The sequence below is a fragment of the Citrobacter sp. Cm046 genome, assembly GCF_030333065.1.
Lineage (GTDB): Bacteria > Pseudomonadota > Gammaproteobacteria > Enterobacterales > Enterobacteriaceae > Citrobacter > Citrobacter murliniae.
The window spans coordinates 154,619-173,106 of sequence record NZ_JAOWGP010000030.1; the positions used below are offsets into that span (position 1 = coordinate 154,619).

The window sequence follows — 18,488 nt, forward strand, 5'->3', positions numbered from 1 at the left end:
TCTACGTCAACAATTACGGCCTATCACCCCACCATAACTCAGTCTGCGTGAAGCTTCGCAATCAGACTTGTACGCGCACATCCTTCATGGCTGGAAAGTTTTTTGCCAGATGGCAACTTTCCTGACAGCTTACTAAACAGCGATTTATCTAATGCATTGATATCCATAGGTTCATTTTATGGCACAGCGATTGCTATTTGAGTGTGAGCTGTTCTGTTCCGAATTAAAGGAGATATCATGTCTGACTGTCGTACTTACGGATTCAATACTCAGATCGTTCACGCGGGGCAACAACCCGATCCTTCCACTGGCGCGCTTAGTACGCCTATTTTCCAGACTTCAACGTTTGTTTTTGACAGCGCCGAACAAGGTGCCGCCCGCTTTGCGCTCGAGGAGTCCGGGTACATTTATACCCGTTTGGGTAACCCCACCACCGACGCGCTGGAGAAAAAGTTGGCGGTACTGGAAAAAGGCGACGCCGCATTGGCAACCGCATCCGGTATCTCAGCCATCACAACGTCACTGCTGACCCTGTGCCAGCAGGGCGATCATATCGTTTCCGCCAGTGCAATTTACGGCTGTACTCATGCTTTTCTGTCCCACAGCATGCCGAAGTTCGGTATTAACGTGAGCTTCGTTGACGCCGCAAAACCCGATGAAATCCGTGCTGCCATGCGCCCGGAAACTAAAGTGGTATATATCGAAACGCCAGCCAACCCAACGCTCTCACTGGTCGATATTGAAACGGTGGCTGGCATAGCCCATCAACAAGGTGCATTGCTGGTCGTGGATAACACCTTTATGTCGCCATACTGTCAGCAGCCTCTGCAGTTAGGTGCCGACATCGTGGTGCACAGTGTGACCAAATATATCAACGGTCACGGAGACGTGATTGGCGGCATCATTGTTGGCAAGCAGGATTTTATCGACCAGGCACGATTCGTCGGGCTGAAGGATATCACCGGCGGCTGTATGAGCCCCTTCAACGCCTGGCTGACGCTGCGTGGTGTTAAAACGCTGGGCATTCGTATGGAACGCCACTGTGAAAACGCGTTAAAAATTGCTCGCTTCCTGGAAGGTCATCCGTCTATTACCCGAGTTTATTATCCTGGCCTGCCTTCACACCCGCAGTATGAGCTGGGTAAACGCCAGATGAGTCTGCCGGGAGGAATTATCAGCTTCGAAATCGCCGGAGGCCTGGAGGCTGGCAGACGGATGATCAATTCTGTAGAATTGTGCCTCCTCGCGGTCAGTCTCGGTGATACCGAAACCCTCATTCAGCACCCAGCGTCTATGACACATTCGCCCGTTGCGCCAGAGGAACGGCTTAAAGCAGGTATTACCGACGGACTTATCCGTCTTTCTGTAGGTCTTGAAGATCCAGAAGATATTATTAACGACCTTGAACACGCCATCAGAAAGGCAACATTCTGACCATTACGACCTGAACCGACGCCGCTCGGTTCAGGTCGTTGAGAATCAAGGCACAACAGCCTGGTTATACGCACAATCCTTTTTCAGGGAGAGTGAGTATTTTGGGCAGGGGGTTCTATGCAGGACAACACATTACAATTAAGCAACAATACAGCAACCGCCGTACCATTCTCACAAAAAATACCGTTCACGAAATACGATTTTGGCTGGGTGCTACTCTGCATCGGCATGGCAATTGGTGCCGGAACGGTACTGATGCCAGTACAAATTGGCCTGACAGGTATTTGGGTATTTATTGTCGCATTTATTATTGCCTACCCAGCAACCTATATTGTGCAGGATATTTATTTAAAAACATTATCAGAAAGCGAAACCTGCAATGACTACACCGATATTATTAGTCATTACCTGGGAAAAAACTGGGGAGTGTTTCTCGGTGTCATTTATTTCCTGATGATTATCCATGGTATATTTATATATTCATTATCCGTTGTTTTTGACAGCGCTTCATATATAAAAACCTTCGGGCTGACTGATGCCGATCTTTCACAATCGATCATCTATAAAGTAGCTATTTTTGCTGTACTGGTTGCTATTGCCTCCGGTGGGGAGAAGCTGCTATTCAAAATCTCCGGTCCAATGGTAGTGGTGAAAGTGGGTATCATCGTTGTGTTTGGTTTTGCGATGGTTCCACACTGGAATTTTAGCAATATCAGTGCGTTCCCAGAGGCGTCAGTGTTCTTTCGTGACGTACTGCTGACCATCCCATTCTGCTTCTTTTCGGCGGTGTTTATTCAGGTGCTGAACCCAATGAACATCGCCTACCGCAAACGGGTGTCTGACAGAATACTGGCTACACGCATGGCCATTCGCACCCATCGAATCAGTTACATTACGCTGATTGCGGTGATCCTGTTCTTCTCGTTTTCATTTACCTTTTCCATTAGCCATGAAGAAGCTGTATCGGCCTTCGAGCAGAATATTTCTGCGTTGGCACTGGCGGCTCAGGTTATTCCAGGACAAATCATCCATATTACCTCAACGGTATTAAATATCTTTGCCGTGTTGACTGCATTCTTCGGTATTTATCTGGGGTTCCATGAAGCGATTAAGGGCATTATTCTTAACGTACTGGGGCGCGTAATCGACGTTGAGAAAATTAACCCGCTGGTGCTAACTCTGGGTATTTGCGCGTTTATCGTAACAACACTGGTTATTTGGGTGTCATTCCGCGTGTCGGTGTTGGTATTCTTCCAGATGGGCAGCCCACTTTACGGTATCGTTTCGTGCATTATTCCGTTTTTCCTGATCTATAAAGTGACGCAACTGGAAAAACTACGCGGGCTGAAAACCTGGCTTATCCTCCTGTACGGAATTTTGCTGTGTCTGTCACCGCTATTGAAACTGATTGAATAGTCCGCATTGTGCGCCGTCAAATCCTGGCGGCGCTTAACTCACACTCTCCAGTTGATAGCTGCGGATTTTATTCAGTACCGTGGTATGAGATACCCCCAACGCTTTGGCAATATGCCGCGACGAAACATTTTCTTCAACCATCTGCTCGATTAGCTGACGCTCAGCGTACTGAACTTGCTCTTTAAAAGGGCGCTCGGCATGGACCTGCTTAGCCGATGGCATATTTGTCATCCCCAAATCCTCTCTGGTAATAACATCGGATTCCGCCATCAGCATCAGACGAATAATAGTGTTTTCCAGCTCGCGAACGTTTCCCGGCCAGGCGTGATGATGCAATGCCTCAAAACAGGCTTTATCCAGAATCAGACGTCGCTGGAATTCCTTTGCGTATTTCTGCACAAAATGGCGAATAAGTTGGCTGATATCCTGCGGGCGCTCCCGTAAAGGAGGAATGGTGAGGGAAAGCACGTTAATACGATAATAAAGATCGGCCCGTAGCAGGCGTTGTTCGACCATTTCCTCCAGATTTGCGTTGGTTGCCACAATAATGCGCACATTTACTGGAATAATTTGTGCCCCACCAACGCGACGTATCCCACCATCCTGAAGAACACGCAGCAATTTAGCCTGTAAACTCAACGGCATTTCACCAAATTCATCCAGAAACAGGGTGCCTTTATCAGCCATTTCAAACAGCCCCTTTTTACCTTTGCAGTCAGCACCGCTGAAGGCCCCTCTTTCATAGCCGAAGAATTCACTTTCCATCAGCGCCTCTGGTAACGCTGAGCAGTTAACGGGAATAAACGGGTAAAAGCGCCGATGCCCGGAATTATGGATAGCCCGGGCCAGCAGCTCTTTTCCGGTACCGGTTTCACCCCGGATTAAAACGGTATATTTGCTATCCGCGATTCTGATCGCCTTTTCAATCAGCAACTGCATGCTCTGGCTGCTGCAAATAATGTCTGAAAAATAACGCGGGCGAGTCAGATCCGGTGACGATAGCCCTGCAATCTCTTCAGAAAGCCAGGCAACGTTAATAATATCAGTACGCTGGTTTAAACGAGATTCAACGCCAGAAATATCCTGCAGTTGACGACACCACGACTTAATCAGGATCCTGCCCGTCGTCACTTTCATTGAAATGATATTAATGTCACAGAAAGAGAACTCCTTAAGAACGTCCTCAACCATAGACAGGCGGTCAATTGTTTTAATATCCCAGCGTATCGTAACCACATTTGCTCCAAATAGTTAGCAACTGCGAAGTAGATATTTCTGTGATGCTTACAGTACTGAACACATTCTAGCCGACACGGCAGAATGTTCTGCCAATAACCTCACACTGTGGGGATAAAAACAAAGATATAAAAAACCGGAGCACAAGGCTCCGGTTATCAGGTCATAACCCACGTTTATTGCTGTGGGTTCTCATCCTGGTCGACGGCAAAGCATGCCACCAACTGACCACCATAGTCTTTAAGCTGGGGTTGTAGCTGAGTACAAGGACCAAAACGACGGCGGCAACGGGCATTAAACGCGCAGCCCGGCGGTGGGTTCAATGGGCTTGGCAGCTCGCCGGTCAGCTTAATACGCTCCCGGCGGTCATCCGGGTTCAGCCGTGGCGTCGCGGAGAGCAAAGCCTGCGTATAAGGATGACGCGGATTATTGAAGATTTGATCCTTGGTTCCTTTCTCCACACAGCGGCCGAGGTACATCACCATGACTTCATCGGCAATATGTTCCACTACCGACAAATCGTGGGAGATAAAGACATAGGACAGCCCCAGATCCTGCTGCAGATCCATCATCAGATTCAGTACCTGTGCGCGTACGGATACGTCGAGCGCGGAAACAGGTTCATCGGCAATCACCACGTCCGGATCAAGCATCAGACCACGGGCAATCGCGATGCGCTGACGTTGACCGCCGGAGAACATATGCGGGTAGCGGTCATAGTGCTCAGTTTTGAGACCCACTTTCGCCATCATCGCCAGCGCTTTTTCACGACGCTGTTCTTTGCTGAGCGAGGTGTTGATCAGCAACGGCTCCTCCAGAATCTGCCCCACTTTTTTACGCGGATTCAGAGAACCGTACGGGTTCTGGAACACAATCTGGATTTTCTGTCGACGCAGTTTTTGCGCCTGCGGGTCGTGTTTAAGCAGATCCTGTCCCTGGTAATACAGCTCACCGCCGGTTGGAACTTCAATCATCGTCAGCAGGCGACCGAGCGTCGATTTCCCACAGCCTGACTCTCCGACCACTGCCAGCGTTTTACCGCGTTCAAGGGTGAAAGACACACCGTCCAGCGCTTTCACCAGGCGCTCCGGAGCGAACATGCCCTTCTTCACCGGATAATGTTTTTTCAGGTCAATTGCCTGCAACAATGGTTGTTGCGAGGTGGCATCATGCGTACTCATAGCCCAAGCCTCCCGGCATCATCGAGTGGGTAATGGCATTTAGACTGGCGACCGTCGCCCAATATGTTCAGCTCCGGTTCAACGCTACGGCACTTATCCGTTGCATACGGGCAGCGCGGGTTCAGCAGACAGCCGTTCGGACGATCGTATTTACCCGGAACCACGCCCGACAGCGATGCCAGACGCGCTTTATCCTGGGCAAACTCCGGTAGCGCACGCAACAATGCCTGAGTGTACGGATGCCGAGGAGCGCGGAAAATATCGTGCGCAGCCCCGGTTTCCACCACCTGGCCGGCATACATCACAATGATTTTGTGCGCCGACTCAGCCACCAGCGCCAGATCGTGAGTAATCAACACCAGTGCCATATTTTCTTTCTGCTGTAGCTCCAGCAGCAACTCAATGATTTGCGCCTGGATGGTTACATCCAGCGCCGTTGTCGGTTCATCGGCAATCAGCAACTTCGGACGGCAGGCAATCGCCATCGCGATCATCACACGCTGGCTCATACCACCGGAAAGCTGGTGCGGATAAACATCCAGACGCGAGGCGGGATCGGGGATGCCCACCAGCGTCAGCAGGTCAATCGCCCGCTGAATGCGGGTTTTCTTGTTACCACCCTGATGTACCTTTATGGCTTCCATAATCTGGTAGCCAACGGTATAGCATGGGTTCAGGCTGGTCATCGGATCCTGGAAGATCATCGCCACTTCTGCGCCCACCAACTGACGGCGCTCTTTCTCAGAGATACGCTTCAGGTCGCGACCGTTAAACTCCAGCGCCTCAGCCATTACGCGGCCAGGGTAGTCAATCAGCCCCATAATCGCCAGCGAGCTGACGGATTTACCCGAGCCGGATTCCCCCACAATGCCAACCACTTCACCCTGGTTTACACTGTAGCTAATGCGGTCTACAGCGCGGAATTCGGAACCCACATCGCCGAAGTGCACTGATAATTTATCTACATTTAATAACGCCATCTCGAACCTCTTACTGCTTCAGTTTGGGATCGAGCGCGTCACGCAGACCGTCACCCATCAGGTTAAATGCCAGCACCGTCAGCAGGATCGCCAGACCCGGGAAGGTCACGACCCACCATGCACTTTGCGCGAACTGCAACACGTCGGAGAGCATGGTGCCCCACTCCGGCGTCGGCGGTTGCGCACCCATGCCAAGGAAGCCAAGCGCGGCCATATCGAGAATGGCGTTAGAGAAGCCGAGCGACGCCTGAACAATCAGCGGCGCAAGACAGTTAGGAAGAATATTAACGAACATCTGGCGCATCGCTCCGGCCCCCGCCACACGGGAAGCGGTAACATAGTCGCGGTTGACTTCCACCAGTACGGCGGCGCGCGTCAGACGCACATAGTGTGGCAATGCCACAAACGTCAGCGCCAGCGCGGCGTTACCGATAGACGGACCAAATACCGCTACCAGCACCAACGCCAGTAACAGGCTCGGCAGCGCCAGCATGATATCCACTACGCGCATGATGATGTTATCAACAATACCGCCGAAGTAGCCCGCAACCAGCCCCAGGACCACTCCCATCATCAAGGAGAGTACTACCACCAGACAGCCGACCAGCAGCGACAGACGAGCACCGTACATCAGGCGAGACAACACATCGCGCCCTACGTCATCCGTACCAAACAAATGCGCCATCGTACCGCCTTCCTGCCATGCAGGCGGAGCCAGCAGCGTATCGCGGAACTGATCAGCCGGGTTGTACGGCGCGAGGACGTTTGCAAAGACCGCAATCAGGATCATCACAACAACGTATACCAACCCAACAACCGCACCTTTGTTGCGTTTGAAATAGTGCCAGAACTCCTGCAACGGGGTCATGGGCACCGGTGCAGTAATAACTTTATTTTCAGTAACCTGTGACATGATGGCCCCTTACTTCTTATGCCGAATACGCGGGTTCACCACGCCGTACAGCAGGTCTACCAGCAGGTTGACGAGAATAATCATCGTCGCCACCAGCAATACGCCGCCCTGCACAACCGGATAATCGCGGCGTTGCAACGCATCAATCAGCCAGCGCCCCAGACCCGGCCACGAAAATATGGTTTCGGTCAGGATTGCCCCTGCCAGCAGCGTACCGACCTGCAGGCCGATAACGGTCACGACGGGCAGCATGGCATTGCGCAGCGCATGAATGATGATTACACGCATCCGCGTCAAACCTTTGGCGCGAGCAGTGCGAATATAATCTTCACCCAACACCTCCAGCATTGACGAACGGGTCATACGCACTATCACCGCCAGCGGAATTGTCCCCAGCACCATCGCAGGCAGGATCATATGCACCACGGCATCAATGAAGTTGCCCTCTTCACCCCAGATGGCGGTGTCGATCAGCATGAAACCGGTGAGTGGATTGGAATCATCAAGGAACACCATGTCGCTTACCCGCCCGGAAACAGGCGTCAGATTCCACTGCACGGAGACCAGCATGATCAGCATCATGCCCCACCAGAAGATAGGCATGGAGTAACCGGTCAGCGCCAGGCCAACTGCGGTATGGTCGAAAATGGAACCACGCTTAACAGCAGCGAGTACACCGACTGGAATTCCCACTGCGGTAGCAAAAATCATGGCGCAGACGCCTAACTCCAGCGTCGCTTTAAAGCGAGGCACAAACTCTTCCCACACCGGTAAACGGCTTTTCAGTGAGATACCCAAATCGCCATGCATCACCCCCCAAATATAATGGAGGTATTGTTGCCACATCGGCTTATCCAGACCGAGTTCAGCTAAGAGTTGAGCATGGCGCTCAGGGGAGATACCACGTTCACCTGCCATGATCATCACCGGATCACCGGGGATCATATGGACGAAGGCAAAGGTGAGAAGAGTGATACCGATAAACGTGGGGATGACGAGTCCCAAACGTCGGAGAATGAACTGCAACATAACCCGGATTCTCTCTAATGACGTGCAGCCTGGTGACAGCACGTCTGTATTGCTCACAAATCTTATCTCCCCCTCAAGCGAGAAGGAGATAAAGCATTACTGCCAGATCGCGTTACGCGGGTCCGACTTAACGGTACGTAACGCGGCCTGGCTTGCTTTTAATTATTCGACAGAGACATTTTCGAAGTGGTGTTTGCCTAATGGATCAACCACATAGCCTTTGACTTCTTTACGCACCGGCTCATATACGGTGGAGTGAGCGATAATCAGTGCCGGAGCCTGGTCATGCATCACCACCTGGGCCTGTTTGTAGAGTTCAATACGCTTATTGTGATCGTCGGTCGCACGCGCCGGCTGAATCAAATCTTCAAACGGCTTGTAGCACCAGCGAGAGTAGTTGGAACCATCTTTCGCTGCTGCACAGCTGAACAGCGTAGCGAAGAAGTTATCCGGATCCCCGTTGTCGCCGGTCCAGCCCATCATAACGGCCTGGTGCTCACCAGATTTGGCGCGCTTGAGGTACTCGCCCCACTCGTAGGTGACAATCTTGGCCTGAACGCCAATTTTCGCCCAGTCAGCCTGGATCATCTCAGCCATACGGCGTGCGTTCGGGTTGTACGGACGCTGTACCGGCATTGCCCACAGCTCAACAGTGAAGCCTTTGTCCTGACCCGCTTCTTTCAGCAGCGCTTTGGCTTTCTCTGGATCGTAGCTGTAGTCTTTAACGTCATCGTTGTAGCCCCACATAGTTGGTGGGATCAGGTTTTTCGCAGCAACACCTGCACCCTGATAAACGGCTTTGATGATTGCTTCTTTGTTCACCGCGTAGGTCAGCGCCTGACGGACTTTCACGTCATCAAACGGTTTCTTCTCGGTGTTGAAAGAGAGATAGCCAACGTTCAGACCCGCCTGCTCCATCAGATTGATGTTTTTATCCTGCTTCATACGTGCGATATCAGCCGGATTCGGGTATGGCATTACCTGGCACTCATTCTTCTGCAGTTTGGCATAACGCACAGAAGCGTCAGGCGTAATGGAGAAGACCAGACGGTCGATCTGCGGTTTGGTGCCCCAGTAGCCTTCGAATGCTTTATACAGAATACGGGAGTCTTTCTGGTACTGCTGCAGCTGGAACGGACCGGTACCGATTGGGTTCAGATCCACTTTCTCCGGGGAGCCCGCTTTCAGCATGTTGTCAGCATATTCTTTGGAAAGAATAGAGGCGAAGTCCATAGCCAGGTCCGCAAGGAACGGCGCTTCAGGACGCGTCAGCACGAACTGAACGGTTTTATCGTCAACTTTCTTCACTTCGCTTATCAGGTCTGGCAGGCCCATTCCTTCGAAGTATTCATAGCTGCCGCCAGACACTTTATGGTACGGGTTCTGAGCATTTTTCTGACGATCGAAAGAGAACACCACGTCATCGGCGTTAAAATCACGCGTTGGTTTAAATTCTTTATTGTCCTGCCACTTCACACCCTGACGCAGGTGGAAGGTATATGTTTTACCGTCTTCGCTGATTTCCCACTTCTCAGCAAGGCCCGGAATAACTTCAGTCGTACCAGTTTTGAATTCAACCAGGCGGTTATAAATCGGCACTGAGCTGGCGTCATAAGTGGTACCAGAGGTGAAAAGCTGTGGGTTAAAGCCTTCAGGAGATCCTTCTGAACAATAAACCAGAGTTTTAGCCTGTACGCTTGCTGCGACGGTCATAGCCACCAGGCTCAGACCAAGCTTCAGCATCCCTGACTTCTTCAAGGAAATACTCATTCTTCTGCTCCAAATGTGATGTTTGTTGTTTTACCCTTTGCAGTGGGTTTGCACCGCCTGGCCTTTTTTGTTTTTTACCCGGCCGGGTCGGCGTTAAGAGGATAGGGATTCCGTTCACATAAGCGACTGAGTTGCAGTGCGGATTCTCCATGAAATGCCCCTCATGCCCTACAATCTGTCAACAGAATGTGAAAACGTCAATACAGGTAACCGTGATTTACACCAAGGGTGAGAATTCGCAAACAAAGATTAAAAAAAGTGCAGACTGATATTTTCAGCAGGGAAATTTGTGCTACGCGCACTATGCCAGAATAAATATCTTCATATTTAGCAACATTTGGTGATTAACATTTATGCAGATTATGAAAAATTTCTAAATTAATGCTGCATATCTGAGCGATTAATACCATGAACGTTAAAACGCACAGCGGAAAATGCTAGGTTCAGCCATAAGTAACGCAAAAAAAGATTCAAGCTAATATAAAAAAAGACAATGGAATATGTCACAGAATCGTTAACTGTCAGTGGGAAGTGGTGCACAATTTTTGCAGATGAAATGAAGGTAAGTTATTAGTCGGTGATAGAGGACTACTCGCCACTTCGTGCCTCGCCCTGCGGGCCGTTGCTGTTGCAACGTTCTCTCGCGCTGCTCGAGTCGAACCTCTTGCCCCCGGAGGTTCTCATCCTCACGGCTACAAATGCAAAAAACCCTGCTCGTTGAGCAGGGTTTTAAATTTGGTCGGTGATAGAGGATTCGAACCTCCGACCCCTTCGTCCCGAACGAAGTGCGCTACCAGGCTGCGCCAATCACCGAATGCGGGGCGCATCTTACTGCGCAGGTGCGCGCCCGTCAATCCCTACGTCACAAAATGGCATTCGATCGGCGAGAAAGTCAGCAGCCCCGTTACTGAGCCGTAGCCTTCTGTTCGTCCGGGATACGACACCAGTTATTGTTCTCGTTAATACCACCATTTGGCGAGGTATAACCAAGGCAACCTAAAATGGTGTCATACAGTTCCACATGGCGACGCGGCACCTTCATATCGGCCTCTTGCTTCAGGTGGGCAAACGCCTTCGCATGCTCGGGATCTTCCAGATACTTGTCAGACATCCACACCAGCATGGGAACGCGGAACTGCTCTGGCGGAGCCATTTTACGCGGCGTACCGTGCAAATGCTCACGCTCGTTAATCGACTCACCGTGATCCGCGGCGTAGAACACTATCGCTTTCTTATCTCGCAACTGGTCATACACTTTGGTAATAAAGTGATCAACATAGGTCACCGAGTTATCAAACGAGTTGATCATCTGCGCCTTCGAGCAGCCGCTATCAACATCGACACACTCTGGCTTCCATTGGGCATAATCGCGGGTGTAGCGCTGCGTGTAGTTAAAGTGCGATCCTTTGGTATGCAGAATAATCAGATGCTTGCCATTATCATCCTGCTTTAAGGATTGCTGCATCTCATCAATCAGCAGCATATCGTCAACCGTTTTGCCACGGTTCCGTGGTTCAGCGCCAATCTGCTCACGATAGGCGATGTTTTCCGCCATCGTATTGCTGTAGAACCACATCTCACTTTGCATCGCGTAAAGATCGGTACTAAACCCTAACTGACTGAGAACGGAAAAGATGTTTTGTTCTTTCAGAGTACGCTGCGGGTTATCGTCTGCCCCACCCTCACGTACGAACATACAGCGCAGTGAAAGCTTGGTTGCGGTATCACACGAATAGCCACGGAATGCCGCGAGGTTTTTTTCCTGAGCCAGTCTTGGGGTGGTATTTCGCTCGTAACCAAAAATACCCATGTGATCCCAGCGCGTCGTTTCACCGATAATAAAGACGACATAAGTATCATCGATATTCTTTGGTGCAACGTAGGTAAACTTCTTCGCCGGATTCATCAACGATTTGTTATCTGAAGACTCATCAACCTGTGCCCAGGCATACAATCCAAGCGCGGAAAGCCAGTTTGAAGGCAGATAGGAGTTCGCCACTACGCCGCCGTAGCTGGGTAAATCAATTCCCGTTTCGCGTTCAACTGTTTTCTGCTGCATACCAAGCAGACGAATCGGTGCCCACACCATCAGGCCAGCCAGCACGACCACGGCCACGCTACGCCACCTTTGTCCTGGCGTACGGACCTGTTTTAACAGGGTGTAACGACAGCGATTACTCCAGATCAGGAGCAAAGGAAAAACGCTGACAGAAACCAGCCAGGCGATGAAATGCCAGCCCACAACTTCCTTCGATAAATCAATATCTGTGGTTATTACCGAGGCAATAATGCCGTAACCAATCACCACATTCAGGAAGGTCATGTAATAGCTTGCACCTGCAGAGCAAAGCACTACAAAGGTGGCCAGTACACGCCAGACGCGTCGACCAAATAAAGAGAGAATACGAAGTAAAAAGAAGGTCGCCAGCACCGCGCCAGCTAATTCAACGACCGCAGAGATTCCTTTCCAGGCGGTAAATTCCTGCGCAAAGCTGCCGAATCGGCGATAAAAAACTGCGCAGTTCATAAACAGACCGATATAGAGCGCAAGCAAGAAGCTAAGCTTTTGCTGCGTCATCGACTTAATATATCTCATGCAAAAAAAACCTGGAAATCGGGATAAAAACACCCTGTGCAACGGTCAATCAGACCAGACAGGTGAAAGATGCGACAACAGCAGAGATGAAATGTCTACAAGCGCGGGTAAGTAGACCACAGGAGGGAGCAAAAGTGCTTATGGAGAATGCAAACAGCGCACATATTTTTGTAAATATATGCGCCGTGTATTAATCAGACGACTAAATAAGATTAGGCGTGCGCCTCGGTAAATACGCTTCGCTGTGGCTGACGAATGGTGGTAGACAGCGCCAGTGAGATGATAAGCAGCGCGAAGATAACACAGAAGGTCACATAGAAGCCGCCAAACAGCGAGGCGATGATTGAACCGCAAATGCCGCCGATCCCAAAGCCAAGGTAGATAACACCATAGTTTTTCGCCAGATTATTCAGGCCGAAGAACTCACTTACCAGTGACGGGAACACGGTAATGGTGCCACCAAAGTTAAACGCCACACAGGCAATCGCTGCAAAAAAGGTCGTGCTATTAAGCGGAGCGAAAAGCAGTGCCGCCATACCGACCAGAGAAACAACCTGACCAATGGTGATAACACGAATACGGGAAATTTTGTCAGACAGAATACCCAGCACCAGACGACCTGACAGGTTAGCGATAGAAATCACCGTTACCGCATTGGCCGCCGTCGCCACATCCATATGCGCCAGGCTTTGTGCGATATCTTTCGCCACACCAATCACATACAGACCACTCATACACGCTGTCAGGAACATCACTGCCAACATCCAGTACTGTGGTTTACGCATGGACTGTGCCAGGGTGTAGTCGTTCTCAACAACGCCATTTACTGACTTCACTTCCTGATTTGGTGCATCTTTCATCAGCGTGGAACCAAAGACAATCATCACCAACGCAATTGCACCCCAGATGATGAACGTTTTTTCCAGTCCAACGGTGGCCAGCAAATGGGTGTCGATAAATTTAAACCCGAGGCTGCCCAGACCATAAGAGCCGATAGCAAAGGCGGAAATCAGCCCTTTACGCTCAGGGAACCATTTTACGCAGTTAGAAAGCGTTAACAGATATCCAGCGCCGTCCGCCAGGCCGACCAATACCCCTGCGCTCAGCCACAACATAATCAGGCTGTCTGAGTGTGCCGTTAAGAAAAAGCCCACGCCCAGCAGGATACCGGATGCCATGGTGACGCGTTTCACGCCAAAACGTTCCTGAAGTTTACCGGCGACAGAAGAAGAAATCGCCAGGCCCAGGCTCAGCAAGCCAAAGGAAAATGCGACCTGGCTGACAGGCGCATCCAGCTTAGAGGAGAGCGCGCCATTAAACAGGCTCCAGGTATAAACAGAACCTAAGGCAAATTGGGTAATGATAGTGCCGATAAGTGTTAGCCAGCGGGTACGCTGATAATCAGAAGTTTTCATGGCAGTCTTCCTGCATAAACAAAAGGGAAATTCTCTGCTGACAACCATAACGAAGTGCAGTTTATGCAGGGAGAAAAAGGCATGAGATGCCATCAGGACGGAATGAAATGCCTGGATTGCGGAATGAATGACTAGACAAAAAGTCGGGGGACTGAGTTTTCTCGCATGAGTTAGTACACACTATCGCTGGAAGGCGTGCGATTATTGATCTAAATATGTAAAAAAGTTGTTTTGGTTACGCATCATCTGGTTAAAATTTGGCACTCACCCCCATGGTGTACATATAGTCACTATTATTTGTACTTTTTTCCGCCTGAGAGAGCGCTGCATAAGCAGCCATGTGCGGGTTGAGCAGCATATCTGCCCCCACGGTGACATCCAGCCAGTTACCGTCCTGGCTCGCTGCCGTCATACGGCTGAGGCCAGACTGCGCCTTCCAGATATTCTCGCCAAACTGCTGGTTATAGCTGATTTGCGCCCACGGTCTAACATCGCCAAACTGCGAATCTACCCGCCAGCCAACTGTACTCACGCTGGCATGCCACAGCGGATCGATTTGTGTCACAGAGGTCGCGCTGTCACCAAACTCGTTATAGGTAGAGGTTGTTGAACCGTCATAATGCAGGGCAGCAACCGGACCAGTAGTTACCTGCCTGGCCAGGGGAAAATTCCAGCCCATGCTCATACCGCTGGTTGCATCCAGAGTCTTTTGGTCCGCCATATTCATCACCGGTCCTGCTACGTTCTGAGTGGAGCGAATGCGCTCTTCCAGTACGTCGTTATAACGCGGTTGGTGATCGCTGTCCCATGTATAACGTTCAGCCGTATGACCTGACATAGCATCAACGATATATTCTTGTTGCCAGCCATATGCGGTATTGGTGGACAATGCACATACTACGACGCTCACCAGAAAGCTTAACCTCTGGCGACCACTACTGTTTCTTATAATCATCAACGCGACTCCAGAAAAGAGCCGAATTCGGCGATATTATTGTCATTGTGTGAAGGATATCGGGCACATCAGGCCCTGTATTAAATATTGTCTTTTTAGCTGGCGCGTCAAGGCGGGCCGAATGAATTTTTTACGCCAGTAAAAACAGCGAGGAAGAATATGCAGCGTTGCGGCTGGGTCAGTCAGGATCCACTTTACATTGCCTATCACGACAAGGAATGGGGCGTCCCCGAAAACGATAGCAAAAAGCTGTTCGAGATGATCTGTCTGGAGGGACAGCAGGCCGGATTGTCGTGGATCACCGTATTGAAGAAGCGGGAAAACTATCGCCACGCTTTTCACCACTTCGAGCCAGCAACCGTTGCAGCAATGACCGAAGATGACGTAGAAAGGCTGGTAATGGATGCCGGCATTATTCGCCATCGCGGAAAAATTCAGGCCATTATTGGCAACGCGCGTGCATACCTGGCGATGGAGAAAAACGGTGAACCCTTTAACGAGTTCGTCTGGTCATTCGTCAATAATCAACCGCAGGTGACGCGCGCCGCCAGTCTGAGCGAAATTCCCACCTCCACTCCTGCGTCTGACGCACTCTCTAAGGCATTAAAAAAACGCGGGTTCAAGTTTGTTGGCACCACTATTTGTTACTCCTTTATGCAGGCCTGCGGCCTGGTTAACGACCATGTCACCGGTTGTATTTGTTACCCGGGAGGATCTACATGATTCGCGAATCAAAGGCTGACGATCTTGCACCGATTCTGGCGCTATGGATGGAAAGCACTATTTATGCCCACCCCTTTATCGATGAACGCTACTGGCGCGAAAGTGAGTCCGTTGTACGCGATGTCTATTTGCCAGCCGCACAAACCTGGGTATGGGAGGAAAACGGTGTGCTAAAAGGCTTCGCCAGCGTGATTGAAGAACGCTTTTTGGGCGCACTGTTTGTTGAGCCTGCCGCCATCAGAAGTGGGATCGGCAAAGCGCTGGTGCAGTATGTGCAACAGCGCTTTTCATTACTCAGCCTGGAGGTCTACCAGAAGAATCAATCTGCGGTGAATTTCTACCATGCGCTGGGTTTTCGAATAGAAGACAGCGCATGGCAGGAAGAGACTCACCATCCAACATGGATTATGAGCTGGCAGGCGGATCAAACGCCGTAAGCGCAAGCGCAGGCCCGCTGTACTTTTCGAGCCACGCCAGCGCGGTATTACCCGCGCAGCCGTTCCCCAGCTTTGAGCTGGGGAGATCTTTGGTCAGTACATTCACCGCACCATTTTTACAGATCCCCCCGGCAGACAGATCTAAATCAGGCCAGGCACCTTCGTGAATACAAATGACTCCAGCTTTAATGCCTTCAGTCACCACCGCACCGGCCAGAATATGGCCGCGATGATTCCACACTCTGACCGTATCGCCATCCACGATGCCACGCGCTTGCGCATCCTGTGGGTGAATTGTCACTGGCTCCCGATCTGCTACCGCATACTTCTCACGTAGCGCACTGTAATTCAGCTGGCTGTGCAAACGGTGTGCCGGATGGGCTGAAAGCACCTGCAACTGGTCGGGTTCAGCATTCCCGAACCATTCATCCGGCTCCAGCCACATAGGGTGTCCCAAACAATCTGCATAGCCGTAACCCGCAATCTTCTGCGAGTAAATTTCGATCTTTCCGCTCTCCGTTTTCAATGGATACTTATGCGGGTCTCGGCGAAAATCGGCAAAACGGATAAACTGCGCATTGGCTGATTCTTCCGGCATTTCGATGAGTGTATTTCCCTGCCAGAATTCGGTGAATGGTGGCAACGTCACCTGCTGGCTGACACCGCGTTGCCCGGCAATGTTGTAAAAAGTCTCCAGCCACTCCAGCTCGCTTTTGCCTTCCGTAAACCGTTCGTAACCGCCTTGCTCCCAGCGCTCGCTCAGTTCGGCAAAAACATCAAAATCATTGCGTGCTTCATCACGCGGCGCAACAACCTGTTTCATCGGCACCAGATGCTGATTGCTGTAATCCCCGGTCATGGTTAAATCGTTGCGCTCAAAAGAGGTCGTTGCGGGTAATACAATATCGGCGTGCCTGGCTGCCGCAGTCCAGAAACACTCCGAGATAACCACCAGCTCTGGCTTTTGCCAGGCACGGATCAGGCGATTCGTGTCCTGGTGATGGGTGAAGTTTGCTCCGCCCGCCCACCAGAGAAAACGGATGTCGGGAAAATGTCTGTCCATACCGTTGTGCTGATAGAAACCTCCGGGGTTCTCCAGCGCTTCGACAATACGCGCCACCGGAATTTTATCCACCGCATCGGTGCCGCCTTTTACGCTCCCCTGCATCGAGGCCAGGACAGCAGCGCGACGTGTCGGATTACCGCCATTAGCAAAATGGTACGAGAGGCCAAACCCTCCGCCAGGAGTGCCAATTTGGCCGAGCATGGCGGCAAGTGTGACAATCATCCAGTGCTTTTGCTCACCATACTGCTGGCGTTGCATACCCCATCCAGCCATCAACATAGTGGTATTTTGGTGAAATATTTCGGCAAGTTCGCGTATTTTCACCGCCTGAATTCCACAAATATCCGCTGCCCACTCTGCTGTTTTGGCCATATCATCGGTTTTCCCCAGTAGATAATCAGCAAACCGTTCATAACCGGTAGTACAGCGAGCCAGGAAGGCCTCGTCATGCCAGCCGTTCTCCACCAGCGTATGCGCAATCCCCAGCATCAGCGCAACGTCGGTCCCCATATGTGGGGCTATCCATTCCATCTTGTCACCGAAGAAATCGACGCTTTCCGATCGCATAGGATCAATGCAGATCAACCGCTTGCCGCTGTTTCGCAATGCCTCAAAGTACGCCAGCCCTTGTTCGTCAGAGGCATTCCAGGCAATCTTCAGAGTGTTGAGCGGATTAGCGCTCCATAACACCACCACATCGCTGTGTTCCAGCACCACCGGCCAGCTGGTCTGCTGCTGGTAAACTTCGTTTCCACCCACCACATACGGCATGATGGCCTGTGCAGCCCCGGTAGAGTAATCCCCCAGATGCCCGGTATACCCCCCTGCCAGCGCCATGTAACGCTGCAACAAAGTTGATGCTTTGTGTAACACACCGTTTGAACGCCAGCCATACGAGCCGGCAAAAATCGAAGCAGGTCCGTAGCTCTCACGGATGCGTTTATGCTGCGTATGAATAAGATTCAGCGCGTCATCCCAGCTTACGCGGACAAACTCATCCTGCCCACGCACGCCCAGCGGAGCCTCTGGCGAGGCGAGAAACCCTTTACGTACCATAGGAAAACGCACCCGCGTTTTGCTGTGTACCTGATCGCACACAACGGTTTGCAAAGAGTTGGGGTGGGATGTGGGCAGTGCGCCACGGGAGGAGAACACGGTATCGCCATCTGTCTCCACGAGAATGGGTCCCCAGTGTGCGGCGGTTAATACCGAGTAACGTGCGGGTGAATTAGCCAAGATGGCACTCCTGAATGCGATGTGACGGGGATATTTATTATGCCGTTCAATGTTACTTACAAATTTCAGAGTCTTCCCTGGAATTTTCTTCATGTTCACAC

The 18,488-nt window shown here is 51.0% G+C and carries 15 protein-coding genes, 1 tRNA gene and 1 other RNA gene; 4 read left to right on the plus strand and 13 right to left on the minus strand.

Features of this window, described 5'->3' with window-relative positions; genetic code table 11:
- Positions 1 to 237: 237 nt before the first annotated feature.
- Together megL and OGX98_RS02415 are read left to right on the plus strand one after the other, a co-directional pair.
- On the plus strand, positions 238 to 1,434 hold the full coding sequence (gene megL / locus OGX98_RS02410) for a methionine gamma-lyase (RefSeq protein WP_045448656.1): 1,197 nt from the start codon (positions 238 to 240) through the stop codon (positions 1,432 to 1,434).
- A 117-nt stretch (positions 1,435 to 1,551) separates the two neighbouring features.
- Positions 1,552 to 2,850 carry an SLC5/6 family protein gene (locus OGX98_RS02415; protein ID WP_045448658.1) on the plus strand — a complete coding sequence of 433 codons (1,299 nt, stop codon included), beginning with the start codon at positions 1,552 to 1,554 and terminating at the stop codon, positions 2,848 to 2,850.
- A gap of 33 nt (positions 2,851 to 2,883) precedes the next feature.
- Here OGX98_RS02415 and OGX98_RS02420 read toward each other — a convergent pair whose 3' ends face one another.
- The 12 genes from OGX98_RS02420 to OGX98_RS02475 form a co-directional block, all read right to left on the minus strand.
- On the minus strand, positions 2,884 to 4,086 hold the full coding sequence (locus tag OGX98_RS02420; protein ID WP_045448660.1) for a sigma-54 interaction domain-containing protein: 1,203 nt from the start codon (positions 4,084 to 4,086) through the stop codon (positions 2,884 to 2,886).
- 176 nt (positions 4,087 to 4,262) lie between these two features.
- Positions 4,263 to 5,267, minus strand: coding sequence for a dipeptide ABC transporter ATP-binding subunit DppF (gene dppF / locus OGX98_RS02425; protein ID WP_045448662.1), 1,005 nt, complete (start codon positions 5,265 to 5,267; stop codon positions 4,263 to 4,265).
- Positions 5,264 to 6,247, minus strand: a complete 984-nt coding sequence (gene dppD / locus OGX98_RS02430) for a dipeptide ABC transporter ATP-binding protein (RefSeq protein WP_286594775.1) — start codon at positions 6,245 to 6,247, stop codon at positions 5,264 to 5,266. Before dppD ends, dppF begins: the two co-directional genes overlap by 4 nt.
- A 10-nt stretch (positions 6,248 to 6,257) precedes the next feature.
- Positions 6,258 to 7,160, minus strand: coding sequence for a dipeptide ABC transporter permease DppC (dppC, locus tag OGX98_RS02435; protein ID WP_045448666.1), 903 nt, complete (start codon positions 7,158 to 7,160; stop codon positions 6,258 to 6,260).
- A gap of 9 nt (positions 7,161 to 7,169) precedes the next feature.
- Positions 7,170 to 8,189, minus strand: coding sequence for a dipeptide ABC transporter permease DppB (dppB, locus tag OGX98_RS02440; RefSeq protein WP_045448668.1), 1,020 nt, complete (start codon positions 8,187 to 8,189; stop codon positions 7,170 to 7,172).
- A gap of 162 nt (positions 8,190 to 8,351) precedes the next feature.
- The gene (dppA, locus tag OGX98_RS02445; protein WP_045448670.1) at positions 8,352 to 9,959 is read right to left on the minus strand and encodes a dipeptide ABC transporter periplasmic-binding protein DppA; all 1,608 of its coding nucleotides are present in this window, start codon (positions 9,957 to 9,959) and stop codon (positions 8,352 to 8,354) included.
- On the minus strand, positions 9,874 to 10,110 hold the full coding sequence (locus OGX98_RS02450; RefSeq protein ID WP_162604169.1) for a hypothetical protein: 237 nt from the start codon (positions 10,108 to 10,110) through the stop codon (positions 9,874 to 9,876). Before OGX98_RS02450 ends, dppA begins: the two co-directional genes overlap by 86 nt.
- 420 nt (positions 10,111 to 10,530) lie before the next feature.
- A non-coding RNA gene (locus tag OGX98_RS02455) (RtT sRNA) lies at positions 10,531 to 10,663 on the minus strand.
- A gap of 32 nt (positions 10,664 to 10,695) precedes the next feature.
- Positions 10,696 to 10,772 (minus strand) — tRNA-Pro (locus OGX98_RS02460).
- A 91-nt stretch (positions 10,773 to 10,863) separates the two neighbouring features.
- Positions 10,864 to 12,555, minus strand: coding sequence for a kdo(2)-lipid A phosphoethanolamine 7''-transferase (gene eptB / locus OGX98_RS02465; RefSeq protein WP_286594776.1), 1,692 nt, complete (start codon positions 12,553 to 12,555; stop codon positions 10,864 to 10,866).
- A gap of 212 nt (positions 12,556 to 12,767) precedes the next feature.
- Positions 12,768 to 13,970 (minus strand): L-lactate MFS transporter, encoded by a 1,203-nt coding sequence (locus tag OGX98_RS02470; RefSeq protein WP_286594777.1) that lies wholly within the window; start codon positions 13,968 to 13,970, stop codon positions 12,768 to 12,770.
- Between the two features lie 250 nt (positions 13,971 to 14,220).
- Positions 14,221 to 14,925, minus strand: a complete 705-nt coding sequence (locus OGX98_RS02475; protein WP_045448676.1) for an autotransporter outer membrane beta-barrel domain-containing protein — start codon at positions 14,923 to 14,925, stop codon at positions 14,221 to 14,223.
- Between the two features lie 159 nt (positions 14,926 to 15,084).
- On the opposite strand from OGX98_RS02475, the gene tag reads away from it, so the two are divergent.
- Positions 15,085 to 15,648, plus strand: coding sequence for a DNA-3-methyladenine glycosylase I (gene tag / locus OGX98_RS02480; protein WP_045448677.1), 564 nt, complete (start codon positions 15,085 to 15,087; stop codon positions 15,646 to 15,648).
- Complete coding sequence (locus OGX98_RS02485) at positions 15,645 to 16,085, plus strand: N-acetyltransferase (protein WP_045448678.1); 441 nt, start codon at positions 15,645 to 15,647, stop codon at positions 16,083 to 16,085. Before tag ends, OGX98_RS02485 begins: the two co-directional genes overlap by 4 nt.
- On the opposite strand, the gene OGX98_RS02490 is transcribed toward OGX98_RS02485, so the two are convergent.
- Complete coding sequence (locus OGX98_RS02490; protein ID WP_286594778.1) at positions 16,054 to 18,387, minus strand: molybdopterin guanine dinucleotide-containing S/N-oxide reductase; 2,334 nt, start codon at positions 18,385 to 18,387, stop codon at positions 16,054 to 16,056. The genes OGX98_RS02485 and OGX98_RS02490 overlap by 32 nt on opposite strands.
- Positions 18,388 to 18,488: the final 101 nt, after the last annotated feature.